This window comes from Undibacterium sp., from assembly GCF_030683615.1.
In the GTDB taxonomy this organism is placed as follows: Bacteria; Pseudomonadota; Gammaproteobacteria; order Burkholderiales; family Burkholderiaceae_D; genus Undibacterium; species Undibacterium umbellatum.
Window position 1 is genome coordinate 46,918 of record NZ_JAUXQE010000021.1, and the last position, 24,684, is coordinate 71,601.

At 50.7% G+C, this 24,684-nt stretch carries 18 protein-coding genes; 12 read left to right on the forward strand and 6 right to left on the reverse strand.

All coding sequences use genetic code 11. From position 1 onward, the window contains the following. The first annotated feature begins 53 nt into the window (after positions 1-53). The 7 genes from odhB to Q8K39_RS09695 all read left to right on the forward strand — a co-directional run bounded on the left by odhB (position 54) and on the right by Q8K39_RS09695 (position 10,369). Positions 54-1,310: a 2-oxoglutarate dehydrogenase complex dihydrolipoyllysine-residue succinyltransferase gene (gene odhB, locus Q8K39_RS09665; protein ID WP_305259730.1), complete on the forward strand. Its 1,257-nt coding sequence runs from the start codon at positions 54-56 to the stop codon at positions 1,308-1,310. 33 nt (positions 1,311-1,343) lie between these two features. After that, positions 1,344-1,676 carry a PspC domain-containing protein gene (locus Q8K39_RS09670; RefSeq protein ID WP_305259733.1) on the forward strand — a complete coding sequence of 111 codons (333 nt, stop codon included), beginning with the start codon at positions 1,344-1,346 and terminating at the stop codon, positions 1,674-1,676. Positions 1,677-1,763: 87 nt separating this feature from the next. Continuing rightward, on the forward strand, positions 1,764-3,191 hold the full coding sequence (gene lpdA / locus Q8K39_RS09675; RefSeq protein ID WP_305259734.1) for a dihydrolipoyl dehydrogenase: 1,428 nt from the start codon (positions 1,764-1,766) through the stop codon (positions 3,189-3,191). A 145-nt stretch (positions 3,192-3,336) separates the two neighbouring features. Then, entirely contained in the window at positions 3,337-4,434 is a 1,098-nt protein-coding gene (gene zapE, locus Q8K39_RS09680) for a cell division protein ZapE (RefSeq protein ID WP_305259735.1), read from the forward strand. After that, complete coding sequence (locus Q8K39_RS09685) at positions 4,434-4,838, forward strand: hypothetical protein (protein ID WP_186951568.1); 405 nt, start codon at positions 4,434-4,436, stop codon at positions 4,836-4,838. Before zapE ends, Q8K39_RS09685 begins: the two co-directional genes overlap by 1 nt. Positions 4,839-5,057: 219 nt before the next feature. Further along, complete coding sequence (locus tag Q8K39_RS09690; protein WP_305259737.1) at positions 5,058-8,921, forward strand: DUF2339 domain-containing protein; 3,864 nt, start codon at positions 5,058-5,060, stop codon at positions 8,919-8,921. Further along, a complete protein-coding gene (locus tag Q8K39_RS09695; RefSeq protein ID WP_305259739.1) occupies positions 8,918-10,369 on the forward strand; it encodes a DUF3999 family protein in 1,452 nt (483 codons plus the stop codon). Before Q8K39_RS09690 ends, Q8K39_RS09695 begins: the two co-directional genes overlap by 4 nt. A gap of 27 nt (positions 10,370-10,396) precedes the next feature. On the opposite strand, the gene Q8K39_RS09700 is transcribed toward Q8K39_RS09695, so the two are convergent. Continuing rightward, entirely contained in the window at positions 10,397-11,563 is a 1,167-nt protein-coding gene (locus Q8K39_RS09700; protein WP_305259741.1) for a pyridoxal phosphate-dependent aminotransferase, read from the reverse strand. 36 nt (positions 11,564-11,599) lie between these two features. Continuing rightward, positions 11,600-12,232 (reverse strand): uracil phosphoribosyltransferase, encoded by a 633-nt coding sequence (gene upp / locus Q8K39_RS09705; RefSeq protein ID WP_186951564.1) that lies wholly within the window; start codon positions 12,230-12,232, stop codon positions 11,600-11,602. 154 nt (positions 12,233-12,386) lie between these two features. Between upp and Q8K39_RS09710 the strand changes: the two genes are divergently transcribed. Then, the gene (locus Q8K39_RS09710) at positions 12,387-18,158 is read left to right on the forward strand and encodes a hypothetical protein (RefSeq protein ID WP_305259744.1); all 5,772 of its coding nucleotides are present in this window, start codon (positions 12,387-12,389) and stop codon (positions 18,156-18,158) included. Between the two features lie 342 nt (positions 18,159-18,500). Here the strand turns inward: Q8K39_RS09710 and Q8K39_RS09715 are convergent, their stop codons facing one another. Both Q8K39_RS09715 and ompR read right to left on the reverse strand, forming a co-directional pair. Next, entirely contained in the window at positions 18,501-19,862 is a 1,362-nt protein-coding gene (locus Q8K39_RS09715) for an ATP-binding protein (RefSeq protein ID WP_305259746.1), read from the reverse strand. Positions 19,863-19,909: 47 nt separating this feature from the next. Then, entirely contained in the window at positions 19,910-20,677 is a 768-nt protein-coding gene (gene ompR / locus Q8K39_RS09720; RefSeq protein ID WP_186951561.1) for a two-component system response regulator OmpR, read from the reverse strand. Between the two features lie 244 nt (positions 20,678-20,921). On the opposite strand from ompR, the gene Q8K39_RS09725 reads away from it, so the two are divergent. Next, the gene (locus Q8K39_RS09725; protein WP_305259750.1) at positions 20,922-21,278 is read left to right on the forward strand and encodes a hypothetical protein; all 357 of its coding nucleotides are present in this window, start codon (positions 20,922-20,924) and stop codon (positions 21,276-21,278) included. A 24-nt stretch (positions 21,279-21,302) separates the two neighbouring features. Here Q8K39_RS09725 and smpB read toward each other — a convergent pair whose 3' ends face one another. Then, positions 21,303-21,752 (reverse strand): SsrA-binding protein SmpB, encoded by a 450-nt coding sequence (smpB, locus tag Q8K39_RS09730; protein WP_305259752.1) that lies wholly within the window; start codon positions 21,750-21,752, stop codon positions 21,303-21,305. Positions 21,753-21,863: 111 nt separating this feature from the next. Here smpB and Q8K39_RS09735 point away from each other — a divergent pair, with 111 nt between their 5' ends. Next, entirely contained in the window at positions 21,864-22,295 is a 432-nt protein-coding gene (locus tag Q8K39_RS09735) for a type II toxin-antitoxin system RatA family toxin (RefSeq protein WP_186951558.1), read from the forward strand. A gap of 10 nt (positions 22,296-22,305) precedes the next feature. Further along, positions 22,306-22,587, forward strand: a complete 282-nt coding sequence (locus tag Q8K39_RS09740) for an RnfH family protein (RefSeq protein WP_305259754.1) — start codon at positions 22,306-22,308, stop codon at positions 22,585-22,587. A gap of 20 nt (positions 22,588-22,607) precedes the next feature. On the opposite strand, the gene Q8K39_RS09745 is transcribed toward Q8K39_RS09740, so the two are convergent. Beyond that, complete coding sequence (locus Q8K39_RS09745; RefSeq protein ID WP_305259755.1) at positions 22,608-23,111, reverse strand: DUF4124 domain-containing protein; 504 nt, start codon at positions 23,109-23,111, stop codon at positions 22,608-22,610. A 103-nt stretch (positions 23,112-23,214) separates the two neighbouring features. On the opposite strand from Q8K39_RS09745, the gene guaB reads away from it, so the two are divergent. Then, complete coding sequence (gene guaB / locus Q8K39_RS09750; protein ID WP_186951555.1) at positions 23,215-24,675, forward strand: IMP dehydrogenase; 1,461 nt, start codon at positions 23,215-23,217, stop codon at positions 24,673-24,675. The last annotated feature ends 9 nt before the right edge of the window (positions 24,676-24,684 follow it).

Sequence of the window (24,684 nt, forward strand, 5' to 3'; positions counted from 1 at the left end):
TGCGACATCAGAAGCTGATGTCGCATTTGGCTACCCGAATCGGAGAGTAAAAAATGGCAATTATCGAAGTAAAAGTTCCTCAGTTATCTGAGTCTGTCGCAGAAGCAACCCTGTTGTCCTGGCATAAAAAAGTTGGCCAGGAAGTCGGCCGCGACGAAAACCTGATCGACGTGGAAACCGACAAAGTCGTACTGGAACTGCCAGCGCCTGACGCTGGTGTGATCACGCAAATCATCAAGGGCGATGGCAGCACTGTCGTTGCTGGCGAAATCATCGCGATTATCGATACTGATGCATCTGCAAAAGTAAGCCCTATGGAAGTATCTGCTGCTCCAGTAGCAGTTGCTGCTGCCACATCTGCATCTGCTGATGCAAAATCTTCTGCTGGCGTAGCGATGCCTGCAGCAGCGAAAATACTGTCAGAAAACAATCTGACTGCTGCACAAGTTGACGGTTCCGGCAAAGATGGCCGTGTTACCAAAGGTGATGCACTGGCAGCCGTAGCCGCCAAACCTGCTGCAGCACCAGTAGTTGCTCCTCTGGCTGCTCCTGCAACTGGCAAGCCAGCACTGCAACAAGTGGCTGCCCCGACTATCGCCAGCCTGGGTGACCGTCCTGAAGAACGCGTACCGATGAGCCGTTTGCGTGCGCGTATCGCTGAACGTCTGGTGCAATCGCAATCCACTAATGCAATTCTGACGACATTCAATGAAGTCAACATGGCTCCTGTCATGGACTTGCGTAACAAGTACAAAGACAAGTTTGAAAAAGAACATGGCGTGAAACTGGGTTTCATGTCCTTCTTCGTCAAGGCTGCCGTAGCTGCATTGAAAAAATACCCGATTATCAACGCCTCTGTTGATGGTAACGACATCGTCTACCACGGTTACTTTGATATCGGTATCGCTGTTGGTTCCCCACGCGGCCTGGTAGTGCCTATCCTGCGTAATGCGGACCAAATGACGATTGCTGAAATCGAGAAGAAAATCGGTGAATTTGGTGCCAAGGCAAAAGACGGTAAACTGACACTGGACGATTTGTCTGGTGGTACTTTCTCCATCTCGAATGGCGGTACTTTCGGTTCCATGTTGTCTACACCTATCATCAACCCACCACAATCCGCCATTTTGGGCGTGCATGCGACCAAGGACCGTGCAGTGGTTGAAAATGGTCAGATAGTGATCCGTCCTATGAATTACCTGGCTATGTCTTATGACCATCGTATTATTGATGGACGTGAAGCAGTTCTGGGGCTGGTGGCAATGAAAGACGCGCTGGAAGATCCAGCACGCCTGTTGCTTGATCTGTAATTCTGGTTCAACCTACAAAGCGAGAATCATTTCGTGAATATCGCTGACGAAATCAAACGTCTGCATGAACTGCATCAGGCAGGAGCCCTGTCTGATGCAGAATTTGCACAGGCCAAGGCCAGATTGCTGGCAACCGGCGACACTTCTGCGTCTGGCAATCAACAAGGCCAGGGATTTAACCATCTGAACCAGTTCCGCAGGTCTAAAAAAGACCAATGGCTGGGTGGTATCTGTGGTGGTTTGGGACAATTTACCGGACTGGATTCCTGGATCTGGCGTTTGATGTTTGTCTTCTTCAGTCTTTACTTTGGTGCCGGCGTAGTGGCTTATCTGCTGGCCTGGATATTCATCCCCGAAGAGAGCTGAAAAGCACAAAGCGAAGAGTGAACTTCACGGCTAAAGTCATGGCTGGATTCAGCGCTAAATTCATATACACAAAATCAGGATATTTTCATGAGCAAACAATTTGACGTTGTCGTTATTGGTGGTGGTCCCGGTGGCTATATTGCAGCAATCCGTGCTGCCCAACTGGGGTTTTCTACTGCCTGTATCGACGCATGGACCAATGAAAAAGGTGGCCCGGCTCCAGGTGGTACTTGCACCAACGTAGGTTGCATCCCATCCAAGGCACTGTTGCAGTCTTCCGAGCACTATGAGCATGCTGGCCATGCTTTCGCTGACCACGGTATCAATGTACAAGGTCTGGGGCTGGATGTTGCCAAGATGCTGGGTCGCAAGAACACCATCGTCAAGCAAAACAACGACGGTATCATGTTCCTGTTCAAAAAAAACAAAGTCACTTTCTTCCATGGTCATGGCTCTTTTGTAAAAAACGATGCTGCTGGTTATGAAATCAAGGTCGCTGGCAAGACGGAAGAAACCATCACTGGCAAACACATCATCGTGGCGACTGGCTCCAATGCACGTGCATTGCCAGGCGCAGCATTTGATGAAACGACTATCCTGTCGAATGATGGCGCGTTGAAGATTGCTGAAGTGCCGAAAAAACTCGGCGTTATTGGCGCTGGTGTGATTGGTCTGGAAATGGGTAGCGTCTGGCGTCGTCTGGGTGCTGAAGTGACAGTGTTGGAAGCATTGCCAACTTTCCTCGGTGCTGTGGATGAGCAAATAGCTAAAGAAGCGCACAAGCTATTTGTCAAACAAGGTCTATCCATCAATCTGGGCGTCAAGATCGGTGAAATCGTCAATGGTGGCAAAGATGTGACTGTCAACTACACCGACGACAAAGGTGCTGAACATAAAACTGTTTTCGACAAGCTCATCATTTCCATCGGTCGTACACCTAACACCAATGGTTTGAATGCAGAAGCAGTAGGCCTGCAACTCGATGAACGTGGCTTCATCGCTGTTGATGGTGATTGCAAAACAAACCTGGCAAATGTTTGGGCAGTGGGTGACGTGGTACGTGGCCCTATGCTGGCGCACAAGGCAGAAGAAGAGGGCGTAGCCGTGGCTGAGCGTATCGCTGGTCAGCATGGTCATGTTAACTTCAATACCATCCCTTGGGTCATCTACACATCACCAGAAATCGCATGGGTAGGTCGCACTGAACAGCAATTGAAGGCAGATGGCGTGGCATATAAAGCCGGTACTTTCCCATTCATGGCGAATGGCCGTGCTCGTGCTTTGGGTGATACCTCAGGCATGGTCAAGTTCCTGGCTGACGCAACGACAGATGAAATCCTGGGCGTGCACATTGTTGGTCCTATGGCGTCTGAATTGATTTCCGAAGCAGTGGTAGCGATGGAATTCAAGGCGTCGGCAGAAGACATCGCGCGAATTTGCCATGCACATCCATCCCTGTCTGAAGCAACCAAAGAAGCAGCATTGGCAGTTGACAAGCGTTCACTGAATTTCTAATTCAGCTTGTATGTTTGAACTTGGGGCGCAATATCGCGCCTCTACTGGCAACGCACTCTGTCCTCAGTTTAATTGGGGTGGAGTGCGTCGCTTTTTACCCACTTGCCTCGTACAGGCAAGTCAGCAAAGATAGTATCCCTCGCCCATGAATGTCATAGAGTATTATCAGGATGCCTTGAGTCAACGCGGTTTTCAGGCCGACGAAGCACAAAAGCGTGCGGTTGACCGTTTGCAGACGGCCTATGAAGAATGGGTGGAGTATAAGGGTAAGCGCGCAAATAGATTTACGCGCTTGATTACCCGCCCTGAAGTGCCACGTGGCGTTTACATGTGGGGTGGAGTAGGGCGCGGCAAGTCATTTTTGATGGACAGTTTTTTTTCCGTTGTGCCCGTCGTCAGGAAAGCCCGTCTGCATTTCCACGAATTCATGCGTGCCGTGCACAGGCAGTTAGATGAGCTCAAAGGAGTGGCAGATCCACTGGATGAAGTCGCCCGCAGAATCGCAAAAAAATACCGTCTGATTTGTTTTGACGAATTCCATGTCTCAGACGTGGCAGATGCGATGCTGCTGTACAACCTGCTCAATGCCCTGTTTGAAAATGGGGTGTCCTTCGTCATGACATCCAATTACCAGCCTGATACTTTATATCCTGATGGCTTGCACCGTGACCGCATGTTGCCGACCATCGCCTTGCTGAAAGAAAAGCTTGATATCCTGAACGTGGATTCTGGTAATGATTATCGCAAGCGCGCACTGGAGCAAGTGCAGGCTTACTTGACGCCACTCAATGCCGCTACTGACAAGGCATTGCGCGACAGTTTTTCACGTGTTGCAGAAACCAGCGATGAAGATCCGCATGTTGATGTTGAAGGCCGTAATCTGAAGTCACTGCGTCGTGCCGGCAGCGTTATCTGGTTTGATTTTGCCACGCTTTGTGGTGGTCCGCGTTCACAGAATGATTATCTTGAAATCGCAAGTCGCTTTCATACAGTGATATTGTCTTCAATTCCGCGCATGTCAGCAGCCATGTCGTCCGAGGCCAGGCGGTTCACCTGGTTGATAGACGTGTTTTATGACAACAAGGTCAAATTAATTATGTCCGCAGAAGTGCCGCCTGAGGAACTTTATACCAACGGTACCTTATCTAATGAATTCCACAGAACAGTGTCCCGCATTATAGAAATGCAATCAAAAGAATACATGGATGCTGATCAACGCCAACTTGCGGAGAGTATTGTTTAATGAATCGTCTATTGTCTGTCACTCTTGCATTGCTCGTGCAAATGATGCTTGCTGCACATGTGCTGGCCATGCCAGGTAGTAATGAGTTGACGTTAATTGCCAATTTGACTGTCAGTCTGGATCAAAAATATGCAGCAGGTAGCATCACTACCTCAGAACAAGCAGAGATCGCATTGAAAGAAAGTAATGCAGCGCAACTGCGCTTGCAAAGCTGGTATGAGCAGTCAGAACGAGCTTGTCATCAGACTTTTTTTGTCAACGATTGCCTTAGTGATGTCAAACTGCAGCGTCGCCTGTACATCGTGTCCCTGCAAAGAATTGCTCTGGAAGCCAAGGCACTGCAGCGCAAATTACGTATCGATCAGTTGGATAAGGAATTGGCGCAAAAACAGATCAAGCCGTAAGCTATACAATGTTTGTAACTGACTGTAAGCCCATATGCCAGTTCATTTCCAAATGCCTGGATGTATTTGTTCTGTATTCGGATGAACTGAAAATACGGCACATGTATTTTAGTAACGATTCCCCAATGCAGACAGCGATATAAGTATTGCAAGTCTTTAGAAATTTCCTTACAGTCTGTCGTTAGCCTCATTGGCATTGTGTATTCAAGGAAATAATCTATGTGGTTTGTTGGCGCAATCATAGGCTTTGTGTTGGGGGTGGCGACCGGTTCAGGTGCGGCCATGTTCTTTTTTGCAGTAATCGGCGGCTTTGTTGCCCATCTGATTGGGCGTTCGCGCAAAGTCGATGCTACTGTCCATCAATCACCACCTCCCTCAAATCAACATACCGGGACTGACGGATTGGCGGAAATGCGCCAAAAAATCTTTAAGCTCGAACACCGCTTGCAAACGCTAGAGCGCGAAATGGCAGAGCTTAAAGCTGGTGGTGTCGTCAGCAAAAATGCAGAAGTTGCTAATGAGCGATCTCATGAGCCATTTGTTGAAGAGAAAACTCAGCAATCCTTGGCTGCAACAAAAATCAATGATGCAAGTTTGAGCCTGCCTGCGCCACCGGCTATAGAACTCAGCGCACAGCCAGATTTGGTTCTGCCTGTTGCCAAAGAGCAGGTGGATCTGGATCCTCTGGATTTGCAACTGACATCTCTTGACGATACTGTCTCTGCACAAAATCCTCCAGTCATATCCGAGGCTGGTCCGCCTGTTGTTGCTACCAAGGTTGAAGTGCCAGTTAATACCGTTGCCACGAAACCTGAAGTAGTAAAGCGTCCACCTCCGCCGCCACCCAAGTCTTTGCAAGAAAGTTTGCCAGCGCCTTTGGCGAAACTTATTTTTGGTGGTAATGCCCTTGTCAAGGTCGGGGTATTGATCTTATTCCTGGGCCTGGCTTTCTTGCTGCGCTATACCGCTGAACGGGTTACTGTACCTGTGGAATTACGTTATGCTGGAGTGGCTCTGTCTGGCGTGGCATTGCTGGCGCTGGGCTGGTTCTTACGCAACAAGCGCAGAGACTATGCCTTGATCTTGCAGGGTATGGCGATAGGTGTGTTTTATCTGACCACGTTATCAGCGATGAAATTACATACCTTGATTTCTCCTGAAGTCGGTTTTGGTTTCATGTTCATGGTGTCGGTGTTGAGTGCCATATTGGCGGTGCTGCAAAATGCTCCTGTGCTGGCCATTGTTGCGGCTATCGAAGGTTTTGCTACGCCTGTTTTGATTTCCACCGGTGAAAACCGTCCGCTGGGTTTGTTCACTTATTTGGCGGTGCTGGATATCGGTATCTTCGTGGTTGCCTGGTTCAATGCTTGGCGTGTGCTGAACCTGATCGGTTTTGTCGGCACCTTCGCTTTGGCATTGGGTTGGGCAGAGCGAAGCTATACCGATAGTCAGTACGGCATTGTTCAGCCATTCCTGATTTTCTTCTTCGTCTTGTTTGCCTTGATAGGCTTGCTGTTTGCCCGCCGGACACTGAAAGAAGCAGAAGTTGAAGAAGGACCGCTGGCTACCCTGAAGCGGGTAGGGCGGGTCGATAGTGCTCTGGTATTTGGCAATCCCATTACCGCCTTTGGCATGCAATACATGCTGGTCAGGCATACAGAGTTTGGCGCGGCCTTTTCTGCACTGGCGGTCGGATTCTTTTACCTGCTGCTGGCCAGGTTCGTGTTTTCAAACGCCAGGCAGGGTTTGGCTTTGCTGGCTGAGGCTTATGTCATTGTTGCCGCCATCTTTGCCACGCTGGCGATCCCGCTGGGGCTGGAGGGTACATGGACAGGTGCGGCCTGGGCAATCGAGGGCGCAGGCATGTACTGGCTGGGCATACGTCAGCAACGCCCCTATGCGCGTGGCTTTGCTTACGTGGTCATGGTCGGTGCGGCTTACAAGCTCTTGCACGGTATTTACGTCAATCCCGAGGCTAGCGGCCCGCTGTTGCAGGGCGGTTTGCTGGGGCCAGTCTTACTGGCAATAAGCTGCTTTGTCGTCTGGAATTTGCACAGAAAAGCAAAGCCAGAGAATATTTCAAGCTGGGAAACCACTCCAAATGCCGCTTTACCCTGGCTGGGCGTTGCGTCGCTGGCCTTATTGCCATGGATACTCTTGACACCGCAATTTGCAGCTGCGGCGTTGGCTGTCATGGCCTTGCTGGTATCGGCAATTGCCCATCGCTATGCGTTGAAGACGTTTGAACATATCTCTGCCACTTTGCAGGCAGCTGGGCTGCTGTCATTCATGATGACTCTGCATGTCGCCGCCAGTGGTAATGCTGCGCTGGAAGATGGCTGGAAAGGTGGCCTGGCAGCCATTATCATCGCTGGCAGCATCCTGTTTAGTGCGGGTCGCTCCATGGTGGCGACCAAACGGGCGGCACAAGTGCAGTCCTTGCCACCTGACTGGTCAATCTGGAACCAATTGGCCATTATTAGCGGTAGTGCGCTGCTTCACCTGGCTATGTTGTTTGCTATTAACCTGACGCAGGCATCATTGATCTGGCCATTAACTTCCTGTCTCTTGCTGTGGGTGGGATTGCGCATGTCGCATGGCGCCTTGGCGGGTTTTGCTGCAGTCTTGCAAATTATTTCTGCAGGTTTGTGTTTGATGGAGCCTGGCAAGTATCAGGGCACTGCCTTTGGACATCTGGGCTTTTTTGTACCTTTGTCTCTGGCTGTGTCCGCCTGGTTCAGCGCTGATGCTATCCGCGCCGAGGTTGCCAGAATGCGAGCGGTGTTACTGGAGTTGAGTGGATTTGGCAATGCGGCGAATGCGACCAATTCAGACACGCCCGTACAAAGACGTCCATCTGTCTGGCTTAACCCTTGGTGTAACAGTAAGCTGGCTTTGGGCTTGCCTATTGTGTGGGGTTTGGCATGGTGGTTAACTGCCTGGTTCCCAGAAAGCCTGGAAACTCTGGTACGTACAGATGACCGCAATTATTCTTCAACTGTCGCTATTGTGATAGGTCTTGGCAGCTCAGTTCTGATGGCGGCACTGGCTGCATGGCGCAAGTGGCCGCAAATGGGTTTTGCCACCATCGTCACTTTGCCACTATTGATTTTTGCTGGCCTGATAGGTGCGGTGAGTGCGGATGGTCTCTACTTGCCGTCGGCAAACCTGGGTTGGCTGGCTTGGCCGTTGGCACTGGCCTGGCATTTGCAAATACTGAAAAAGCAGCAAAGCTGGATGACAGCATGGCCGCGACTCTTGAGCCTGACGCATATAGTCGGTTTCTGGTTCTTCCTGTTATTAGCTGCCCGCGAAGGGCAGGCACGCCTTGCGCCACTGGCTGACACCTGGTCAAGTTGGCCATTGCTGGGTTGGGTGCTGGTTCCTGCCATGGTCTTCTGGTTCATTGGTGCGAAACCGCTGGCAGTCAGATGGCCGCTAAATTCTTATCGTAAAGCTTATATAGAACAGGCCTGCGCGCCCGTTGCCCTGTATTTGCTGGCCTGGTGCTGGATGACCAATGCCTTCAGTGCCGGTGATGCCAGTCCCTTGCCTTATCTGCCTTTGCTGAACCCGCTGGAATTGGGGCAATGGCTGGTGCTGGCGTCCTTATTGCACTGGTGGCGCGCTTTACCTGCGGCAGCGCTCAAGACCGATACGAAATATGCTGCGACAGCAATGGCTGCCGCTACTGCCCTGGCTTTGTTGACGGGCATGGTCTTGCGTAGCTGCCACCATTTCGCTGGTGTACCGTGGGATGCCGATGCCTTGTTTGCATCACGCCTGAGTCAGGCTGCTGTTTCCATTACCTGGGCAATTTGTGGCGTGGCGGTCATGTTGTTTGGTAATCGCCGCATGTCACGCGGTATCTGGATTGCCGGTGCAGCCTTGCTGGGTGTTGTGGTCTTGAAGCTGTTCCTGATAGAGCTGGCTGATCGTGGCGGCTTGTACCGTATCGTCTCCTTCATCGGCGTCGGCATTTTGTTGCTGGTGGTCGGTTATTTTGCGCCAGTGCCAGTGAAGCCCAAAGAAGCGCAATCCTCAGAGCCGGACCAAGTAAAAGATCAGGAGCAGGCGCAATGAGTATGATTCGTGCAATCGCAAAATTGTCAATGCTGGCAGCAGCGAACCTGACCGTTGTCCTGGCTGTGCAAGCCGCCAATTCGCAGGTACTGCATGCCACCATCGATAGCAAAGGAATTGGCCCCTATTTTTTGCTGGACATACCTCTCAGCATTTATCCAGGCAGCCAGCATCCTGACTTGCATGACGTCAGGGTACGCAATGCTGAGGGTGATTTTTTGCCTTTCGCCTGGACAGATATAGCCACCACCAATGCACAGCTAGAAAGCAATGTGATAAGTGCCTTTCCTTTAAAAGATATACAAAGCAGCAGCTTTAGCAGCTTCAGGCAAAACAGGGATGGTACGCTGACACCTTTGTCGAATTGGCAAATCAGTAAACAAAACCCGGTTCCTGCCTGGATACTGGATGTCAGCAAGGTCAAGGGGCGTTTATTGCAAGCCAAGTTCAGCATCGTCGACAAGGCAGATGGCATGTTCGCTTTCACGCTGGAAAGCAGCGATGACCTGAAAAACTGGCAGTCAGTCAGTAACGAACAATTGGTGCAGTTGCGTCATCAGGGTTCGCTGTTGCAAAATCTGGATATCAGGCTGCATCATGTCGCTACAAGGTATTTGCGTTTGCGCTGGAGTAATCCAGACACCGCCCCGTGGATAGAAAGTGTATCAGTCGATAGTCAGCAAGAAGTGTATGTGCCGCCGGTGTTGCAATGGAGTAAGCCAATTGCGGCACAGGCTTGTAGCAGCAGTCACTGTGATTATGCCCTTCCTGAAAATACGCCTATCGACAGCTTGCGTTTGCTGGTGAGTGAGGTGAATACCCTGGCTAATGTGACGGTGCTAGGGCAGTTGGCTGCAATTGCACCTGTCTCTTCCTACCATCACAGACATAGTCCTTTGTATCCCTTGCATGTCTTGAGACATCAAAAGCGTGCAGCCCAAGTGCAGGAAGACAGACGTGTCTGGCTCAATGAAAGTCTGGTATACAAAATCAATCTGCCCAATGGTGAAGCAAAGTCACCCGACTTGTTGATGGATGGTGCCAGTTATAAAGCCTTGCGCCTGCAAACCAGTGGCCCTTTCAATATGCTGGGTAAAACTGCACCTGCAATACAAATCGCCAGCCTGCCGCGCCGCTTGGTGTTTCTGGCGCGTGGCAAGCCACCGTATCAACTCCAGTGGGGAGTCGAAAACAAAGAGGGCGCAGCATTGCCACTGACAATCCTGATTCCCAAAATGGATGTGAGTCAACCGGTGCAGGCAGATATCGCCAGTGTTGAGATTGCCGACTATGTCGCACCGCAGGTGGCAAGCAAACCTGCTGAGAAAGTGCCGGCTAAAGAACATAAGCCCTGGCTATGGGCGGCACTCGGTGTTGGTTTGCTTTTGCTGGGTGGGATGGTGTGGTCTTTATTGAAAAACATCTCGGAAGATAAAGCCAAGACTTGAATTGGCTTAAATTTGAGATTGATGCAGCTAAATGTTCTGCAGGCGCTGCAAAGCGTCTTGCAGAGTTGCATCTTGCTTGGCAAAGCAAAAACGCACTATGCCCGATTCTTTGCCTTGCTTATAAAACGCGGATACGGGAATAGCGGCTACTCCAATTTCAGTCGTCAGCCAGCGGGCAAAGTCCAGTTCTGTCATGTTGGAAGCTGCTGAATAATCAACCGACTGGAAATACGTGCCAGCACATGGCAACAGACGCAGGCGAGAGTTGGCCAAGCCCGTCCTGAACAGATCGCGTTTCTTTTGATAGAAATCCGGCAGTTCCAGATAAGGCGCAGGATTGTTCATATACTGCGCCAGCCCGACTTGCATTGGCGTGTTGACGGTAAAGACATTGTACTGATGGACTTTGCGAAATTCTGCCATCAACGCTGCCGGTGCCGTCACGTAACCGACCTTCCAACCAGTGACATGATAAGTCTTGCCAAAGCTGGAAATGATAAAGCTGCGCTCTGCCAGTTCAGGGTAGCGCGACAGCGATTCGTGGCGCTGTCCATCAAAAACCATGTGTTCATAGACTTCATCAGACGCTATCAAGACTTTGGTGTCGCGCACGATATCGGTCAAGGCTGCAATATCAACTACACTCAATACCGACCCGGTCGGGTTGTGCGGTGAATTCAGCATGAGCAAACGGGTCTTGTCCGTGATGCTGGCTTTGACTTTGTCCCAGGGGATGGTGTAGCCATCCGCACCCAGTTCCATGCTGACAAATACCGGTATGCCGCCTGCCAGCTTGATGCTGGGTACGTAGCTGTCATACGCTGGTTCTATGACAATGACCTCATCGCCAGCATGCACACAGGCCAGTAATACCGTCAAAATACCCTGGGTGGCACCAGCTGTGACTGTAATTTCAGTATTCACATCATAGGCATGACCATAGATGCTTTTGATCTTGGCAGCTATCTGCTCGCGTAATTGCGGCATGCCTGGCATGGGTGGATATTGATTGTAATTATCCGCCATAGCCTGCGTTACCATGGTTGGCAGGGCAGGGTCACAGCTGAAGTCAGGGAAGCCCTGGCCCAGATTGACCGCTTTTTTATCGGCTGCCAGTGCAGACATCACTGAGAAGATGGTGGTGCCCACTTCGGGCAATTTGGATTCAGGTACGAAGCGGGCAGTGGTCGTCATCAGTGAAGTTCTTCAAAAACTATAAACTATTAATAATTACTTGGTGCCAAACAAACGGTCACCCGCATCGCCCAGGCCAGGCACGATATAACCGTGTTCATTCAGATGATCATCGATAGACGCAGTGACGATAGGTACGTCAGGATGGGCAGCGTTCATGACCTTGATGCCTTCCGGGGCTGCAAGCAGGCAAACGAATTTGATCGTTGTTGCGCCGCGCAGTTTCAGGCGAGTGATTGCTGCAGCGGCTGAGTTGCCAGTGGCCAGCATGGGGTCAACCACGATTACCAGTCGGTCAGCGATATCTTCAGGCACTTTAAAGTAATACTCGACAGGTTCCAGTGTTTCTGGGTCACGGTACAGGCCGATATGGCCTACGCGGGCATTTGGCAGCAAATCCAGCATGCCATCCAGAATACCATTTCCAGCGCGCAAGACAGAGATCACGCACAATTTTTTGCCGCTGATGGTGGGCGCGTCTATCGTCGTGATCGGCGTTTCTATCTTCACCAGTTCAATAGGCAGGTCACGGGTGACTTCATAGGCCAGCATCTGGCTGATTTCACGCAGCAGGCGGCGGAAATTATCCGTAGGCGTGTCCTTGCTGCGCATCAGTGTCAGCTTGTGTTGCACCAGTGGGTGTCTGATTTCGGTGACGAGTTCGTTCAAGGTAATTCTCCGGCAATGTTGAGTTGACCGCTATTTTACGTCCCAGCCAGCATTAAGGGAAACGGATAAATCAGGAATTGAGGTGTTTTTCCACTTCTGCTCCAGCCATCATCAAATTTTTCTTGATTGATAATTCAGTATAAGAAGTTCCGGCATGGCAGGGCCCGCAATGACGGTGAACGACTATCAGATCAGGAGTGCAGAAATGGACAGCAATCAGGCGTTGTTAAATAAATTATCTCTGGGAGACTACTCCCTCGATCGCCATGGCGACCGCAAGGACAATTATTTGCCACCAGAAGAGGCAATTGAGTCCAATACCCGCATCGATGTGAAAGGTATTCGTGAAGCCATCGCACGGGTAGAGGCAGAAGCCAGAGCCACCGTAGCAGCAGAAACCAGATTCAAAGCTGAATCGCAAGCGAGAGCTCTGGCAGAAACCAGAGCGCAGGCAGAAGCAGAATCCGCTGAATTGGCCCAACGCAAACTGGCATTGGAACAAGAAGCCGTCGCCGGGACCCAGGCAAAATTGATGGCAGAGCGCCAGTCGCGTGCCGCCAGTGAAGCCAGAATCGCCGCCACTGCCGAAGAAACCAGAAACCTGCAAGAACGCACTCTGATAGAGTCACGGGCCCGTGAACAATCAGAGCAGCGCGCCAGGCTGGAACAACAAGCCATAGAAAAAGCTGAACACCAGCTCAAGGCAGAGTCAGAACTGGCTTCCCAAGCCCACGCCGAAGCAGAAAAACTTGCAACACAAACTGCCAATGCCCGCAACTGGGCAGCAGAACGCTTTGCCGCTTCACAATCCGCCCGCCAGCAGGCAGAAGAACGCGCCCGCGCCGATGCTCGCATCACGGAGCTGGCACGCGAACGCGAAAGACGCGACCGCGAAGCCCGCGAAACTGCAGAAATGCTGGCCAAAGTCCGCAGCGAATCCCTGCAAATCAGCAAAGAACGCGACCAAGCCGAGGCTATGGCGCTGGAATATGCCATCAACCGCGCACCGGTAGAAGTGCGTGCCCGTGAAGATGCATTGGCACGTGTTGCTTTGGAGCAAGGTCAAGAGGCAATCGCCCAGGCCAGAATGGAATCGGAAAGAAGGGCAGCAGAAGCCATACAGTTGCGCATGCAGTCAGAAGAAGACTTGCGTATTGCTGCCAACAAGCGCGAACAGGCAGAAAAAATAGCTGCTGCCACAGCCCAGGCCCGTCGTGAAGCAGAAGACAAAATCCGCATGGTGACTGAGTCACGCATACGCGCAGAGCGCGAACTGCAATCAACTGCCATGACGCGCATAGAAAACGAACAGCAAGCCGATATGCAAGCCCGTGCAAGACAGGGTGCTGAGGCCGCATTGGCAGAAGAGGCTCGTCAACGCCGTCTGGCTGAGCAAGAAGCTGCCGACAATGCCCGTCAGCGTGTCATAGAAGAGCAGCGCGCTGCCACCTTGGCCAAAGAACGCGTAGAAATCGAAAAACAAGCAGTACAAGATGCCCGTGAAAAAGCCGATGCTGAACAACAAGCCCTGAGCGCCAGCGCCTTCCAGGCTGAATTGCTGAAACGCGCCAACCTGGCAGCCGCAGACAAAGCCAAAAAAGCCCAGGAATTGATGATGGCTGAAAAAATGCGAGCCGCAGCTGAGCAAAAAGCAGCCGCCGCATTACAAGAAAAATTGACTGCCGAACGCAAAATGACAGAAGAAGCAGAAGCTTTAGCAAAAGCTGAATCGTCTCACGCTGAACTCTTGCGCATGCAAGAGCAGGCAGAACATGCACGTCGCATAGCCCAGGAATCAGAGTGTGTGGCAGAAAAACTGAGCCTGGAAAAAGCCATGGAGCAGGTGGAATTGCAGCAAAAAATGGCCGCAGCCGCTGCCAGGAAAAACCAAGATGCCAGCGAACTTCTGCGCGTCCAACAGCAACGCACTATTGATGAGGTGAAAGCGATGGAACTTCAGGAAGAAAAACTACAGGCAGAACGTCGCCGTGCCAATGCAGTGCAACAAGTACTGAAGGCAACCCAGGAAAAACTGCAACTTGAACAAGCTGCCCAGCAAGAAGCTGAAGCCAGGTTGCGCGCAGAAGAAGAGGCCAAGGCAATCGCCGCCGCCAGGGAACAAGCCGAGCGCGAAGAAAGACTGGCGCTGGAAGCCACACTCGATGCAGAAAAGACTACTCTGGAACAAACAGAATTGCAAAAAGATGCTCAATGCAAGGCAGCCAAGGTTGCTTTGCTGATTAGCCATCAAGCCAAAGAAATGGCGCGTGCAGAACAAATGCATCTGGAAGCAGAAAAGCAGGCGGCAAGAGCAGCCCAGGAAAAACTGGAAGCTGAAAAAACAGCCGCCGAGCAAGTCATTGCCCGCGCTCATGCTGATCGTGAGCATGCCAATGTCCTGAACGCACGCCAGCAACAAGAGGCAGAAGCCCGTGCAGCACGTCAGGCCATGATCGCAGCAGAACAAGTACGCCTGCAAAAAATGCAGGAACATGCAGATTTGCAAAAACAATCTGCTGTACTGGCACAAACAAAGGCTGTTGAAGCTGAAGAACTCGGCAAGACTTTGCGCTTGCGTGCAGAGTCCGAGCAAAAAGCCCTGAACCTGGTCCAGCAAAAACTGGAAGCAGAAAAACGCCTGACAGCAGAATTGCAAGCCAAGGCAGCAGTAGAGCAAGAGCAACGCGACCAGCATCTGGCCCGTCTGCAATCTGAACAAGCTTTGCGTGTTGCTATGGAAAGCAAATTAGCAGAAGAGAAAAAACTGCTGGAACAAAACAATCAACAAGCCAAGGCTGAACAGCAAGCAGCAACCGCCGCTGCAGCAAGGGTAAAAGCTGCAACCCAGTTGGCGCAGCTTGAACAAGGAAAAGCGAAGTCCCAGCAACAGGCAGCCCAGGCGCTGGAAGAACAAGCTAGACTGGAAAAACAAAAAGCAGATGCTGCTGAACTGGAAGCAAAAGCAGCAGCAGAAAAACTGGCATCAGAAAAAATCGCTACAGAAGCGGCTACTGCCAGAGCAAAAGCAGAACAGCAACATGCACAAGCCGCAGCCGTCAGGGCCAGGGCAGAGCAAGAAGCCAATGAGCTGACAGCCGCCAAACTGCAAGCTGAACAAGCATTGCAAATCCAGGCGCAAGCCTATGCTGCCAGTCAGCATAAAGCGCATGAGTTGGTCATTGAAAAGAACAAAAAAGTTGCTGAACTTGACGCTGTCTTGCAACAACGTCTGGCTAATGATCAGGCCTTGCTGGATACCACGGCAGCCAGATTGCAGGCTGAACAAGAGGCACACGAAGACGTGCAAAGTCGCTTGTCCAGCGAGGCAGAAGCACAGCAATTTGCTGAAGCCCGTGCCCGCGCAGAAAAAGTCATCCGTGCCGCAACTGAAGCTACACTGGCATCAGAAAAAGCCCTGTTCCAGGAACTGGCTGCCCATGCCGATGCACAAAGCCTGATGGCTGAGTTGCTGGCACAACGTCTTCAACAAGAGCAAGCATTGCTGGCTGCACAACAACAACGTGTCGCTGCTGAACAGGCGGTACTGGAAAGCCTGACTGCCAAACAACAGGCTGAGTTGGCAGCGACAGCAGAGGCAGAAGCGCGCCTGGTGGCAGAGCAAGCGCAGCACAAGTTGATTGCTGAGCGCCACGCTGCTGAAGCACAAGCACGCGAACTGGCAGAAAAATTCAACGAAACCGAAAAGCAATGGCTGGCACAAGCAGCTCAGGAAGCACTGATCAAACGCCAAGCAGCCGTCGCACTCGAAGAAAAAACCGCCTTGCTGCTGGAATTGAGTCGCGCCAGCCAGGAAAAAATCGCTGTTGAACAACAAATCAGCGCTGAACTGAAAACTAAGCTGGAGCAGGAGGAATCAGCAGAAATCACCCTGCAAGCCAAGCTGTCCATAGAACGTGAATTTGCAGAAGCCGCAAGCGAACGGGCCTATAAAGAACAAGAAGCGCTGGAAGCAACATTGCGCCTTGCCAATGCAGAACAAGCTTTGCTGGCCCGTTCTGCAGAACATGCAGAAGCACAGCGTCTGGCAGCAGAAGCGACAGAAACCAGATTGCGCGAAGCAGAAGCTCTGACGATGACTGAAAACCAGCGCGCATCCAGCGAGCTTGAAGCATTGAGCCTGGTGCAGCAAAAACTGGCTGCCGAACAAAAAGCAGCGCAAGAAGCTGAACAGCGCAAACTGGCTGAGCAAGAATACCTGAGCCTGTGTGAAATCCGTGCTAATGCCGAGCAAGATGCCAATGTTGCCATCCAGGCCAGACTGCAAAGCGAAAAAGAAGCAACTGAGCTGGCAAATGCACTGGCAATATCCGAACAACAAGCCACTGAAGCAGCACAGACTCGCGTAGAAGAATTATTTATCCTGCAACAAGCAGAACAGCAACGCGCAGAACTGGCACAGCGTGAGATCATCACCATCCAGCAACAAAAACAGATGGAGATGGATAGCCTGCAAATGACACAGGATGCCTTGCGCCTCATTGAAGAAAAAATGGAAGCCGAGCGTCTGGTCATTACGGCGACAGAAGAACGCGTACGTCTGGAATCAGAACTCGCTGAACAAAGCAAACAACGCGCAGAACAACTGCTGGTCGCCAACGCACTGGAACAAGAAAAACTGGCGCTGGAACGAGAAATTGCAGAAGCAACAGCCCTGCAAATCGCTGCCGATGAACAAGCATTGCCAGAACTGCGCGCCAAATTATTGGAAGAAAGCCAGCTTGAAAGCCTGGCGGCGCAGCGGCTGGAAAAAGAACAAGCTATGGCTGCAGCTATCGCTGCCCGTGTTGATGAGGAAAATGCACTGCTGGCCCAAGCCGAGCAAGCATTGGCTGCAGAGGCCGAATTGAAGGCCCAATTTGCATTCAAACTTCAAGTTGCTGAAACACAAAGACTGGAAAAAGAGCAAGCGCTCGCCGCAAGCTTTGCTAAGCGTGTCGAGAAAGAAAATACCATGCTCAAGCAAGCGGAGCAAGCTCTGGCAGTGGAAGCTGTGTTGCAGGCTGAACTGGCATCCAAGCTGGAGGCTGCCGAAGCACAACGTCTGGAAAAAGAGCAGGTGCTAAACGCAGCTATCGCCAAACGTATGGAAGAGCAAAGTGCCTTGAAAGCCAAACTGGAAGAACAATTGTCCCTCGAAGCAGCATTGCGAAAGGAGCTGCAACAGCAATTGAGCGCTGTTGAAACACAAACTCAGCAAAAACAACAAGCACTGGCAGATGTGGCAGCCAAACGCATTGCCGATGAAACGGCCTTGCAAGCACAACTGGAAAAACAAGCTGCCGACGAAGCGGAACTGCAAGCCATGCTGCAAACACGTTCTGAGCAACAAGCTGCTGCTCAAGCCTTCATTGAACAAGCTTTGGCATCTGCCAGAGAGTGGCAGGATCAAAACAGGCTGCTAATTCAGCAGCAGCAAGAAGAGTTGCAAGCTGAGGCAGAAATGGCAAAACAAACGCTGGAAGCGGAACATCAGGAAGCTGAGCAACTTGCTCAAGCGCTGATCAGTAAACTACTTAGCAATAGGCAAACATCAGAAGAATGGCGTCAACAGGTTGAGCAAATGTTGGCAGCAGCACCAGTCAGTGTGGCCTATGATGCATCACTTCAGCAGGGCGACGTACAAAAACGCTTCCGTCTTCGTCCATCAGTTATCGCAGGTTTATTGCTGTGTGCTGGTATTGCAGGTTTTGCTGGTTTCAATAATTTTGCCTTGAATGGCACTGCTGCTTCGCGCGCAGTCCCCCAAAAAACAGCAGTCCTGGAACAAGTGGCACCAGTGCAAAAAGTGGACACTGGCTTGCACATGAGTTATGAATTAGCTATTCCCGCTGACTCTGCTCCGGTTCAGGCAGAAGAAGGTAGCAAGATTGCAGCGACTCAATTGGCTTTTGCCGGTAATCGTTAAGCTTAACAGGGCCTAAGCAAAACGCCGCGCAAATTGCGCGGCGTTTTGTTTGATGCCGGAGAATTCAACGAATTTGTGCCAATGTCTAACACAATTCCATGGTCGAAAATACCTGCCATTTCGTCTGGGGGGCGGGCGCCATATTGAATAGTGACAGCGATCGCTGGCCTAGCAGTGACTTGCAGGTTTCACAAACTACGACTGTGACTTTGTATAATTCAAACGGGGCTTGCTTCATATTGTCGAAAGTAACGAAAACTTCTTTACCAATGAAAGTGCGACATTTCAGCTGGGTGAATCTGTTGTTTTTGCCACAAGAAGGTGACGCCTGTGCATCAGGGCTCAAGTTTCTTTTGCTTCCTGCAGTGCAATCACAATAACAAATCCACCTTCAGCGTGATTGTAGATACGCAATTTGCCGCCATGGCTTTTGATGATGCGGTCAACAATGGCTAGACCCAGGCCTGAGCCATTGGCTTGGCTACGCGAGGCATCGCCGCGAGTGAATGGGCGCAATAATCGGACAAGATCCTGTTCTTCCACGCCTTGACCGTGATCGCGGAAACTAATTTGTATGCCTAGCTTTCTATCCTTATTCTTGCGCGAGCATTGTACATCCAGAGTAATCACCGGGGAGCCTGATGTTTTACCGTAGCGACAGGCATTTTCTACAATGTTGTTGAACAGGCGTTTGAGCTCGGTGAGATTGCCATTGACGTGGATGCCCGGCGTGATCGCTGTGCGCAGGCGCAGATTCTGGAAGCGGAAGGCTTCATCCATGACTTGTTGCATGACTTCGCTGACGTTGATTCGCTCAAATTCGACTTTGTCCAGTGGCTTGGCATAGTCAAGAAACTGGCTAATGATGTCATCCATCTGTTGCAGGTCGGATTGCATGCCGGTTCTGGCATCGTCGCTGAGGCTGGCCATTTCAACTTCCAGTTGCATGCGTGCCAGTGGCGTACGCAAGTCATGCGAAATGCCGGCCAGAATGATGGAGCGGTCAGTTTCTATCCTGACCAGATCTTCCATCATGGTATTGAAACTGAGATTTGTTTCGCGAATTTCTTTCGGTCCTTTTTGTGGTAGCGGCGGCGGCTGCTTACCCTTGGCGACCGCTCGTGCCGCATTGCTTAAGCGGGATAAAGGATCATTAATCAATTTGGAAATGATGGCGGCGCCCAGCAACGTTAAGAACAAGGTGAGTATAGCCCAGCTCAATAATTGCTGGCCTATGGGCGGATCAAGCCTGCTCTGTTCCAATCTCAGCCAGTAGTGGTCATCTTCAATGTCAAAGCTGATCCAAAAGCCGCTTATGCCATTTATCTGACTGGCAAAGCGAGTGTTGTTGCCCAGTCCTTTTTTCATCAGAGGGCTGGATTCGAGAAAAAAAGGTGTGAGTTCAGGCTCTTCGACGCGGTCGCTGTCTTCCAGCAAGTAAATTTGCACGCCTTCTTTCGTGGCCAGGTCACGCAGAAGCTCCTGGCGTTTTTCTGGCGCTGAGTGAGTGAGGGCGGCGCGCGTGATTGTGACGATGGATACGATTTGTGCCGCTAACTGTTGTGCTCTTGGTGTGGTTTCTAGGGTGCGGAAGTTTGACATCCAGGCAATCATACTGGCAGTCACGAGCGCGGCCAGCATGAAAAAGGTGCGCCAGAACAGTCCGCTTTTTAGCCATTCCAGACTGTTCAGATAATCACGCATTCAAAATTGACAGAAATAACAACAAAAAGTAAGAGGTAGGCAAAATATTAGTTTGACTGGCCATCGGGGATAAAGACATAGCCCAGACCCCATACTGTTTGGATGTAAAGTGGGTTACTGGGATCGGGTTCTATCAGTTTCCGCAGACGTGAAATTTGTACATCCAGGCTACGGTCAAATACTTCGTATTCGCGACCACGAGCCAATTCCATGAGCTTCTCTCTGGACAGTGGTTGGCGGGCATGGCGGGCAAAGACTTTAAGTACAGAAAATTCACCTGTAGTCAGGGAGATATTCTCATTGTGTTTTTTCAGGGTACGCGTACCAAGATCAAGTACAAAGTCACCAAAGGCAAAGGTTTGCGGGCCGTCTGAAGGCGCGCCTGGTAATTCATCAGGAGCTTTGCGGCGGAGTACTGCGTTGATGCGGGCCACGAGCTCACGTGGGCTGAATGGTTTGGGTAGATAGTCATCCGCACCCATCTCCAGGCCTATGATGCGGTCAACTTCTTCGCCTTTGGCGGTCAGCATGATGATAGGCGTTTTATCGCCAGCGCCACGCAGGCGGCGGCAGATTGCCAGGCCATCTTCGCCCGGTAGCATGAGATCCAGTACCAGCATGTCATAGCGCTCACGTATCCAGAGTTTATTCATGGCCTGGGCATTCTCAGCGCTGACAACCTGGAATCCCTGCTCTGTCAGATAGCGGCGTAGTAAATCGCGCAAGCGCAGATCATCATCGACAACCAGAATTTTAGCCTTGGGGCTGCTGGAATTGGTGTTTGGGGATTCTGTGGTGGGGGGCGTAGTGTTCATGGGCTTAATGGTACTGTCATCGAATGTGCTTGCATACAAAATTACTGTTCTGAATTACAAACTGTTACACACTTTACGGAATGGGACTGCGTAATTCTTATCACTATCGTAAACTAAAATCAGCTAATTTGATGCTAGCAAGTCAGGGGCTTTTACGCATAGAATGGCAATCCGCAATAATTTGTTTATATTTTTAGCTTGCATTATTAGCTAAGCCACTGCAAGTGCACACGTTTTCAAGTCAATGAATATACCGTACAAAAAAATTTCTGTCCTGATGCTGTCGCTGGCAATGGTGGGCAGCGCATTGGCAGACGGCAATCGTGACGCAGGTTTATGGGGTCGTTTCAATGGCGGTAATCCGCAGCTTAAAGACGAAAATGTTCGCAAGGATGACAAGCAACGTGAGCGTCAAATTAATAAGCAAGGTGAGAAGAGCAGTTTGCTGGAGCGCTGTAGTGACGCACGCCGGATAGGCGAACGTGCTTGCGGTGCTGCAGAAAATGCCCAAAAACCTAATCGCCTTAGCCCGGAAGAGCGGCGCGCATTGCGCCGCCAGATTCAGGATGTTGGACACGAATTATATAAACCCTTGCGCTAATCCTTTCTTTGTCATTCCGCAAAATTAACGGCGGTTTTGCTTCATGACTTTTTGTTGTTCACGTTGCCAGTCTTTCTCTCTCTCAGTGTCACGCTTATCGTGTTGCTTCTTGCCTTTGGCCAGACCGATCTGACATTTGATTCGTCCTTTAACAAAATGCAGGTTCAGCGGCACCATGGTGTAGCCAGATCGCTCAACTTTTCCTATCAATTTACTGATTTCTGCCGCATTTAACAATAATTTACGAGTGCGGACAGAATCGGGATGAATATGGGTGGAGGCGGTTGGCAGGGCGCCGATATGGGCGCCAAACAGGAAGATTTCGCCATTCTTGACAATGACATAGGCTTCTTTCAGCTGCGCGCGGCCTGCGCGTATGGCTTTCACTTCCCAGCCTTGCAGGACGATGCCAGCTTCGTATTGTTCCTCGACAAAGTAATCGTGGAATACTTTTTTATTATCAGCGATGCTCATGTAGGATGAAAATTGGTCAATTTAGAGTGTGGAAATGCATGAATGCATTTTGGTCCTGTCTATGACTCGGTTAAAATGCGAACCTGTGATTCTACCAAATGGTTCTTCTTGATGGCAGTTGTACATAAAACAGTTTTTGTAGCTTACAGCACAGAGCAAATGTTTGCTCTGGTTGATCAAGTTGAAAATTACCCCCAATTCTTGCCGTGGTGCGGTGAGGTGAAGGTGGCTGAGCGCACTGAACATGAGCTGGTCGCCACTCTCTCCATTAATTATCATGGTTTGAGGCAACATTTTACAACTCGCAATATCAATCAACGCCCTCATTCCATGCAGATGAATCTGGTGGAGGGACCGTTCAAGCAATTATCCGGATGCTGGAAATTCACCGAATTAAGAGCAGATGCCTGCAAAATCGAATTTGATTTGAACTATGAGTTTTCCAGCAAATTGCTGGAACACCTGATAGGTCCGGTTTTTTCCAAGATCGCCAATAGCTTTGTTGATTCTTTCTGTGCACGCGCCGAGGCTTTGTATGGGTGAGCATACTAGCATGCAAGTACAGATCTGTTATGCGGGTACGGACAAAATCAGCTTGCTGGATTTACAGGTTGCCCCTGAAGTCACAGTGCTGCAAGTAATAGAGCAGAGTGGCATTATCGAAACCCATCCTGAAATTGAGGTTTCAGTCCTCAAAGTTGGGGTTTTTGGCAAGCTGAAAACTCTGGATGCCAAATTGCACGCAGGGGATAGGATAGAAATCTACCGTCCCCTGATCGCCGATCCTATGGAAGCACGCAGGCGCAGGGCTAAAAAGCAGGCTCAGAACCAGTAGGGATTGCCCCGAGCAGTTTTTTAGCAGCCAGCCAATGCTTTTTTCACGTCAGCAGCCTCTTGCTCGCGCTGGGCATCGGTCAAATAGCTTTTTTCACCGTTTTTATCGGTGCGACTTATGCGGACCCCGGAATTCAGGGTTTGTTGGTAACCGCGCGCTCTGTCGCAATTTTTTGCCTTGTCCGCGGCTGCTGTCTTTTCTTCTTCCGCTTTTTTATCTTTTTCAGCTTGTTCGGCCTTGCGTTTGTTGAAGTCCTCGTTTTTAGAGGCTGTTGTGACCGGTTTTTCCAATTTTGGGGTCGCTTCACTAGCAGTTGACGCTGGTTTGTCGTCTGCGGCAGTTGTTGTAGGTTTGGCTATTCCACCTGGCGCTTTGAGTATCTTACTCTTGGGGACGGAAGCGGGAGGCGGCATGTCCGAATACTGCTTGTGGCCTTTTTCGTCCAGCCAGACATATTGAGCTTGGGCGCTGGCGCAGAAAATAGTCGTCAATAAGATGGAGCAGGCAAAGCGGGTAATAAACATGATGTGCTTTCAAAAAACATGGAATTATGCAAGAGTTTTACACGGAGCAAGACGACTTCGCAAGTTTTCTGTATAATTCGGTTTTGCGCCTATAGGAAATGCTATGCGTTTACTCCAAAAAGCACTCACGTTCGATGACGTGCTACTCGTCCCTGCTTACTCGAACATACTCCCAAAAGATACCTCGCTTGCGACCAAATTGACTCGCAACATCAATCTGAATATCCCCCTGGTATCAGCTGCGATGGATACAGTCACCGAAGCACGCCTGGCAATAGCCATGGCTCAAGAAGGTGGTATTGGTATCATCCACAAAAATCTGACGGCAAAAGAGCAAGCCCGCGAAGTTGCCAAGGTTAAGCGATTCGAGTCCGGTGTATTGCGTGATCCCATCACCATCCCGCCTAACATGAAAATCCGCGAAGTTATTGCGCTGTCGCAGCAACACGGTATCAGCGGCTTCCCTGTGGTTGAAGGCAAGACGGTAGTTGGCATTATCACTAACCGGGATTTGCGTTTCGAAGAAGAACTGGACGCAGAAGCACGCGCCAAAATGACCCCACGTGAAAAACTCGTGTTCGTCAATGAATCAGCAGATCTTGCAGAGGCCAAGCGCCTGATGAACAAGCACCGCCTGGAGCGTGTGCTGGTTGTCAACGAGGCATTTGAGCTGCGCGGCCTGATTACTGTCAAAGATATCCAAAAATCAACAGAACATCCTTTTGCATCCAAAGATGAGCAAGGCAAGTTGCGGGTAGGTGCAGCTGTTGGCGTTGGCCCTGATAACGAAGAACGCATAGACCTGTTGGCAAAAGCCGGTGTCGATGTGATTGTTGTTGATACTGCTCATGGTCATTCCAAAGGTGTGCTGGATCGCGTGCGCTGGGTGAAAACCAATTACCCGCATATTGAAGTCATCGGCGGCAATATAGCCACGGCAGCTGCTGCGCTGGCCCTGGTTGAGCATGGTGCGGATGCAGTCAAGGTTGGTATTGGACCTGGCTCTATTTGTACTACACGTATCGTCGCTGGTGTAGGTGTGCCGCAAATTACAGCGATTGCCAATGTCGCCAATGCGCTCAAAGGTACTGGCGTACCTTGTATCGCTGACGGTGGCGTACGTTTTTCTGGCGATGTCTCCAAGGCATTGGCCGCAGGTGCATCTACAGTCATGATGGGTAGCATGTTCGCCGGTACTGAGGAAGCACCAGGTGAAGTAATCCTGTTCCAGGGACGTAGCTATAAATCTTATCGTGGCATGGGCAGCCTGGGTGCGATGGCAGATGGTTCTGCCGATCGTTACTTCCAGGATGCTGCCAATAATGCTGACAAACTGGTGCCAGAAGGTATTGAAGGGCGCGTGCCTTACAAAGGCAGCGTCCTGGCGATTCTGTATCAACTGGTTGGTGGCGTACGCTCTTCCATGGGGTATTGTGGATGTGCGACTATAGATGACTTGCATACCAAATCCGAGTTCGTTGAAATTACTTCTGCCGGTATGCGTGAGTCACATGTCCATGACGTGCAAATCACCAAGGAAGCACCGAATTACCGTGCTGACTAAAGAGTAATG

Coding starts and splice junctions, on each gene's coding strand:
- odhB (WP_305259730.1), top strand. CDS start 54: ATGGCAATTATCGAAGTAAAAGTTCCTCAGTTATCTGAGTCTGTCGCA.
- lpdA (WP_305259734.1), top strand. CDS start 1,764: ATGAGCAAACAATTTGACGTTGTCGTTATTGGTGGTGGTCCCGGTGGC.
- zapE (WP_305259735.1), top strand. CDS start 3,337: ATGAATGTCATAGAGTATTATCAGGATGCCTTGAGTCAACGCGGTTTT.
- Q8K39_RS09685 (WP_186951568.1), top strand. CDS start 4,434: ATGAATCGTCTATTGTCTGTCACTCTTGCATTGCTCGTGCAAATGATG.
- Q8K39_RS09690 (WP_305259737.1), top strand. CDS start 5,058: ATGTGGTTTGTTGGCGCAATCATAGGCTTTGTGTTGGGGGTGGCGACC.
- Q8K39_RS09695 (WP_305259739.1), top strand. CDS start 8,918: ATGAGTATGATTCGTGCAATCGCAAAATTGTCAATGCTGGCAGCAGCG.
- Q8K39_RS09700 (WP_305259741.1), bottom strand. CDS start 11,563: ATGACGACCACTGCCCGCTTCGTACCTGAATCCAAATTGCCCGAAGTG.
- Q8K39_RS09710 (WP_305259744.1), top strand. CDS start 12,387: ATGGCAGGGCCCGCAATGACGGTGAACGACTATCAGATCAGGAGTGCA.
- Q8K39_RS09715 (WP_305259746.1), bottom strand. CDS start 19,862: ATGCGTGATTATCTGAACAGTCTGGAATGGCTAAAAAGCGGACTGTTC.
- ompR (WP_186951561.1), bottom strand. CDS start 20,677: ATGAACACTACGCCCCCCACCACAGAATCCCCAAACACCAATTCCAGC.
- Q8K39_RS09725 (WP_305259750.1), top strand. CDS start 20,922: ATGAATATACCGTACAAAAAAATTTCTGTCCTGATGCTGTCGCTGGCA.
- smpB (WP_305259752.1), bottom strand. CDS start 21,752: ATGAGCATCGCTGATAATAAAAAAGTATTCCACGATTACTTTGTCGAG.
- Q8K39_RS09735 (WP_186951558.1), top strand. CDS start 21,864: ATGGCAGTTGTACATAAAACAGTTTTTGTAGCTTACAGCACAGAGCAA.
- Q8K39_RS09740 (WP_305259754.1), top strand. CDS start 22,306: ATGCAAGTACAGATCTGTTATGCGGGTACGGACAAAATCAGCTTGCTG.
- Q8K39_RS09745 (WP_305259755.1), bottom strand. CDS start 23,111: ATGTTTATTACCCGCTTTGCCTGCTCCATCTTATTGACGACTATTTTC.
- guaB (WP_186951555.1), top strand. CDS start 23,215: ATGCGTTTACTCCAAAAAGCACTCACGTTCGATGACGTGCTACTCGTC.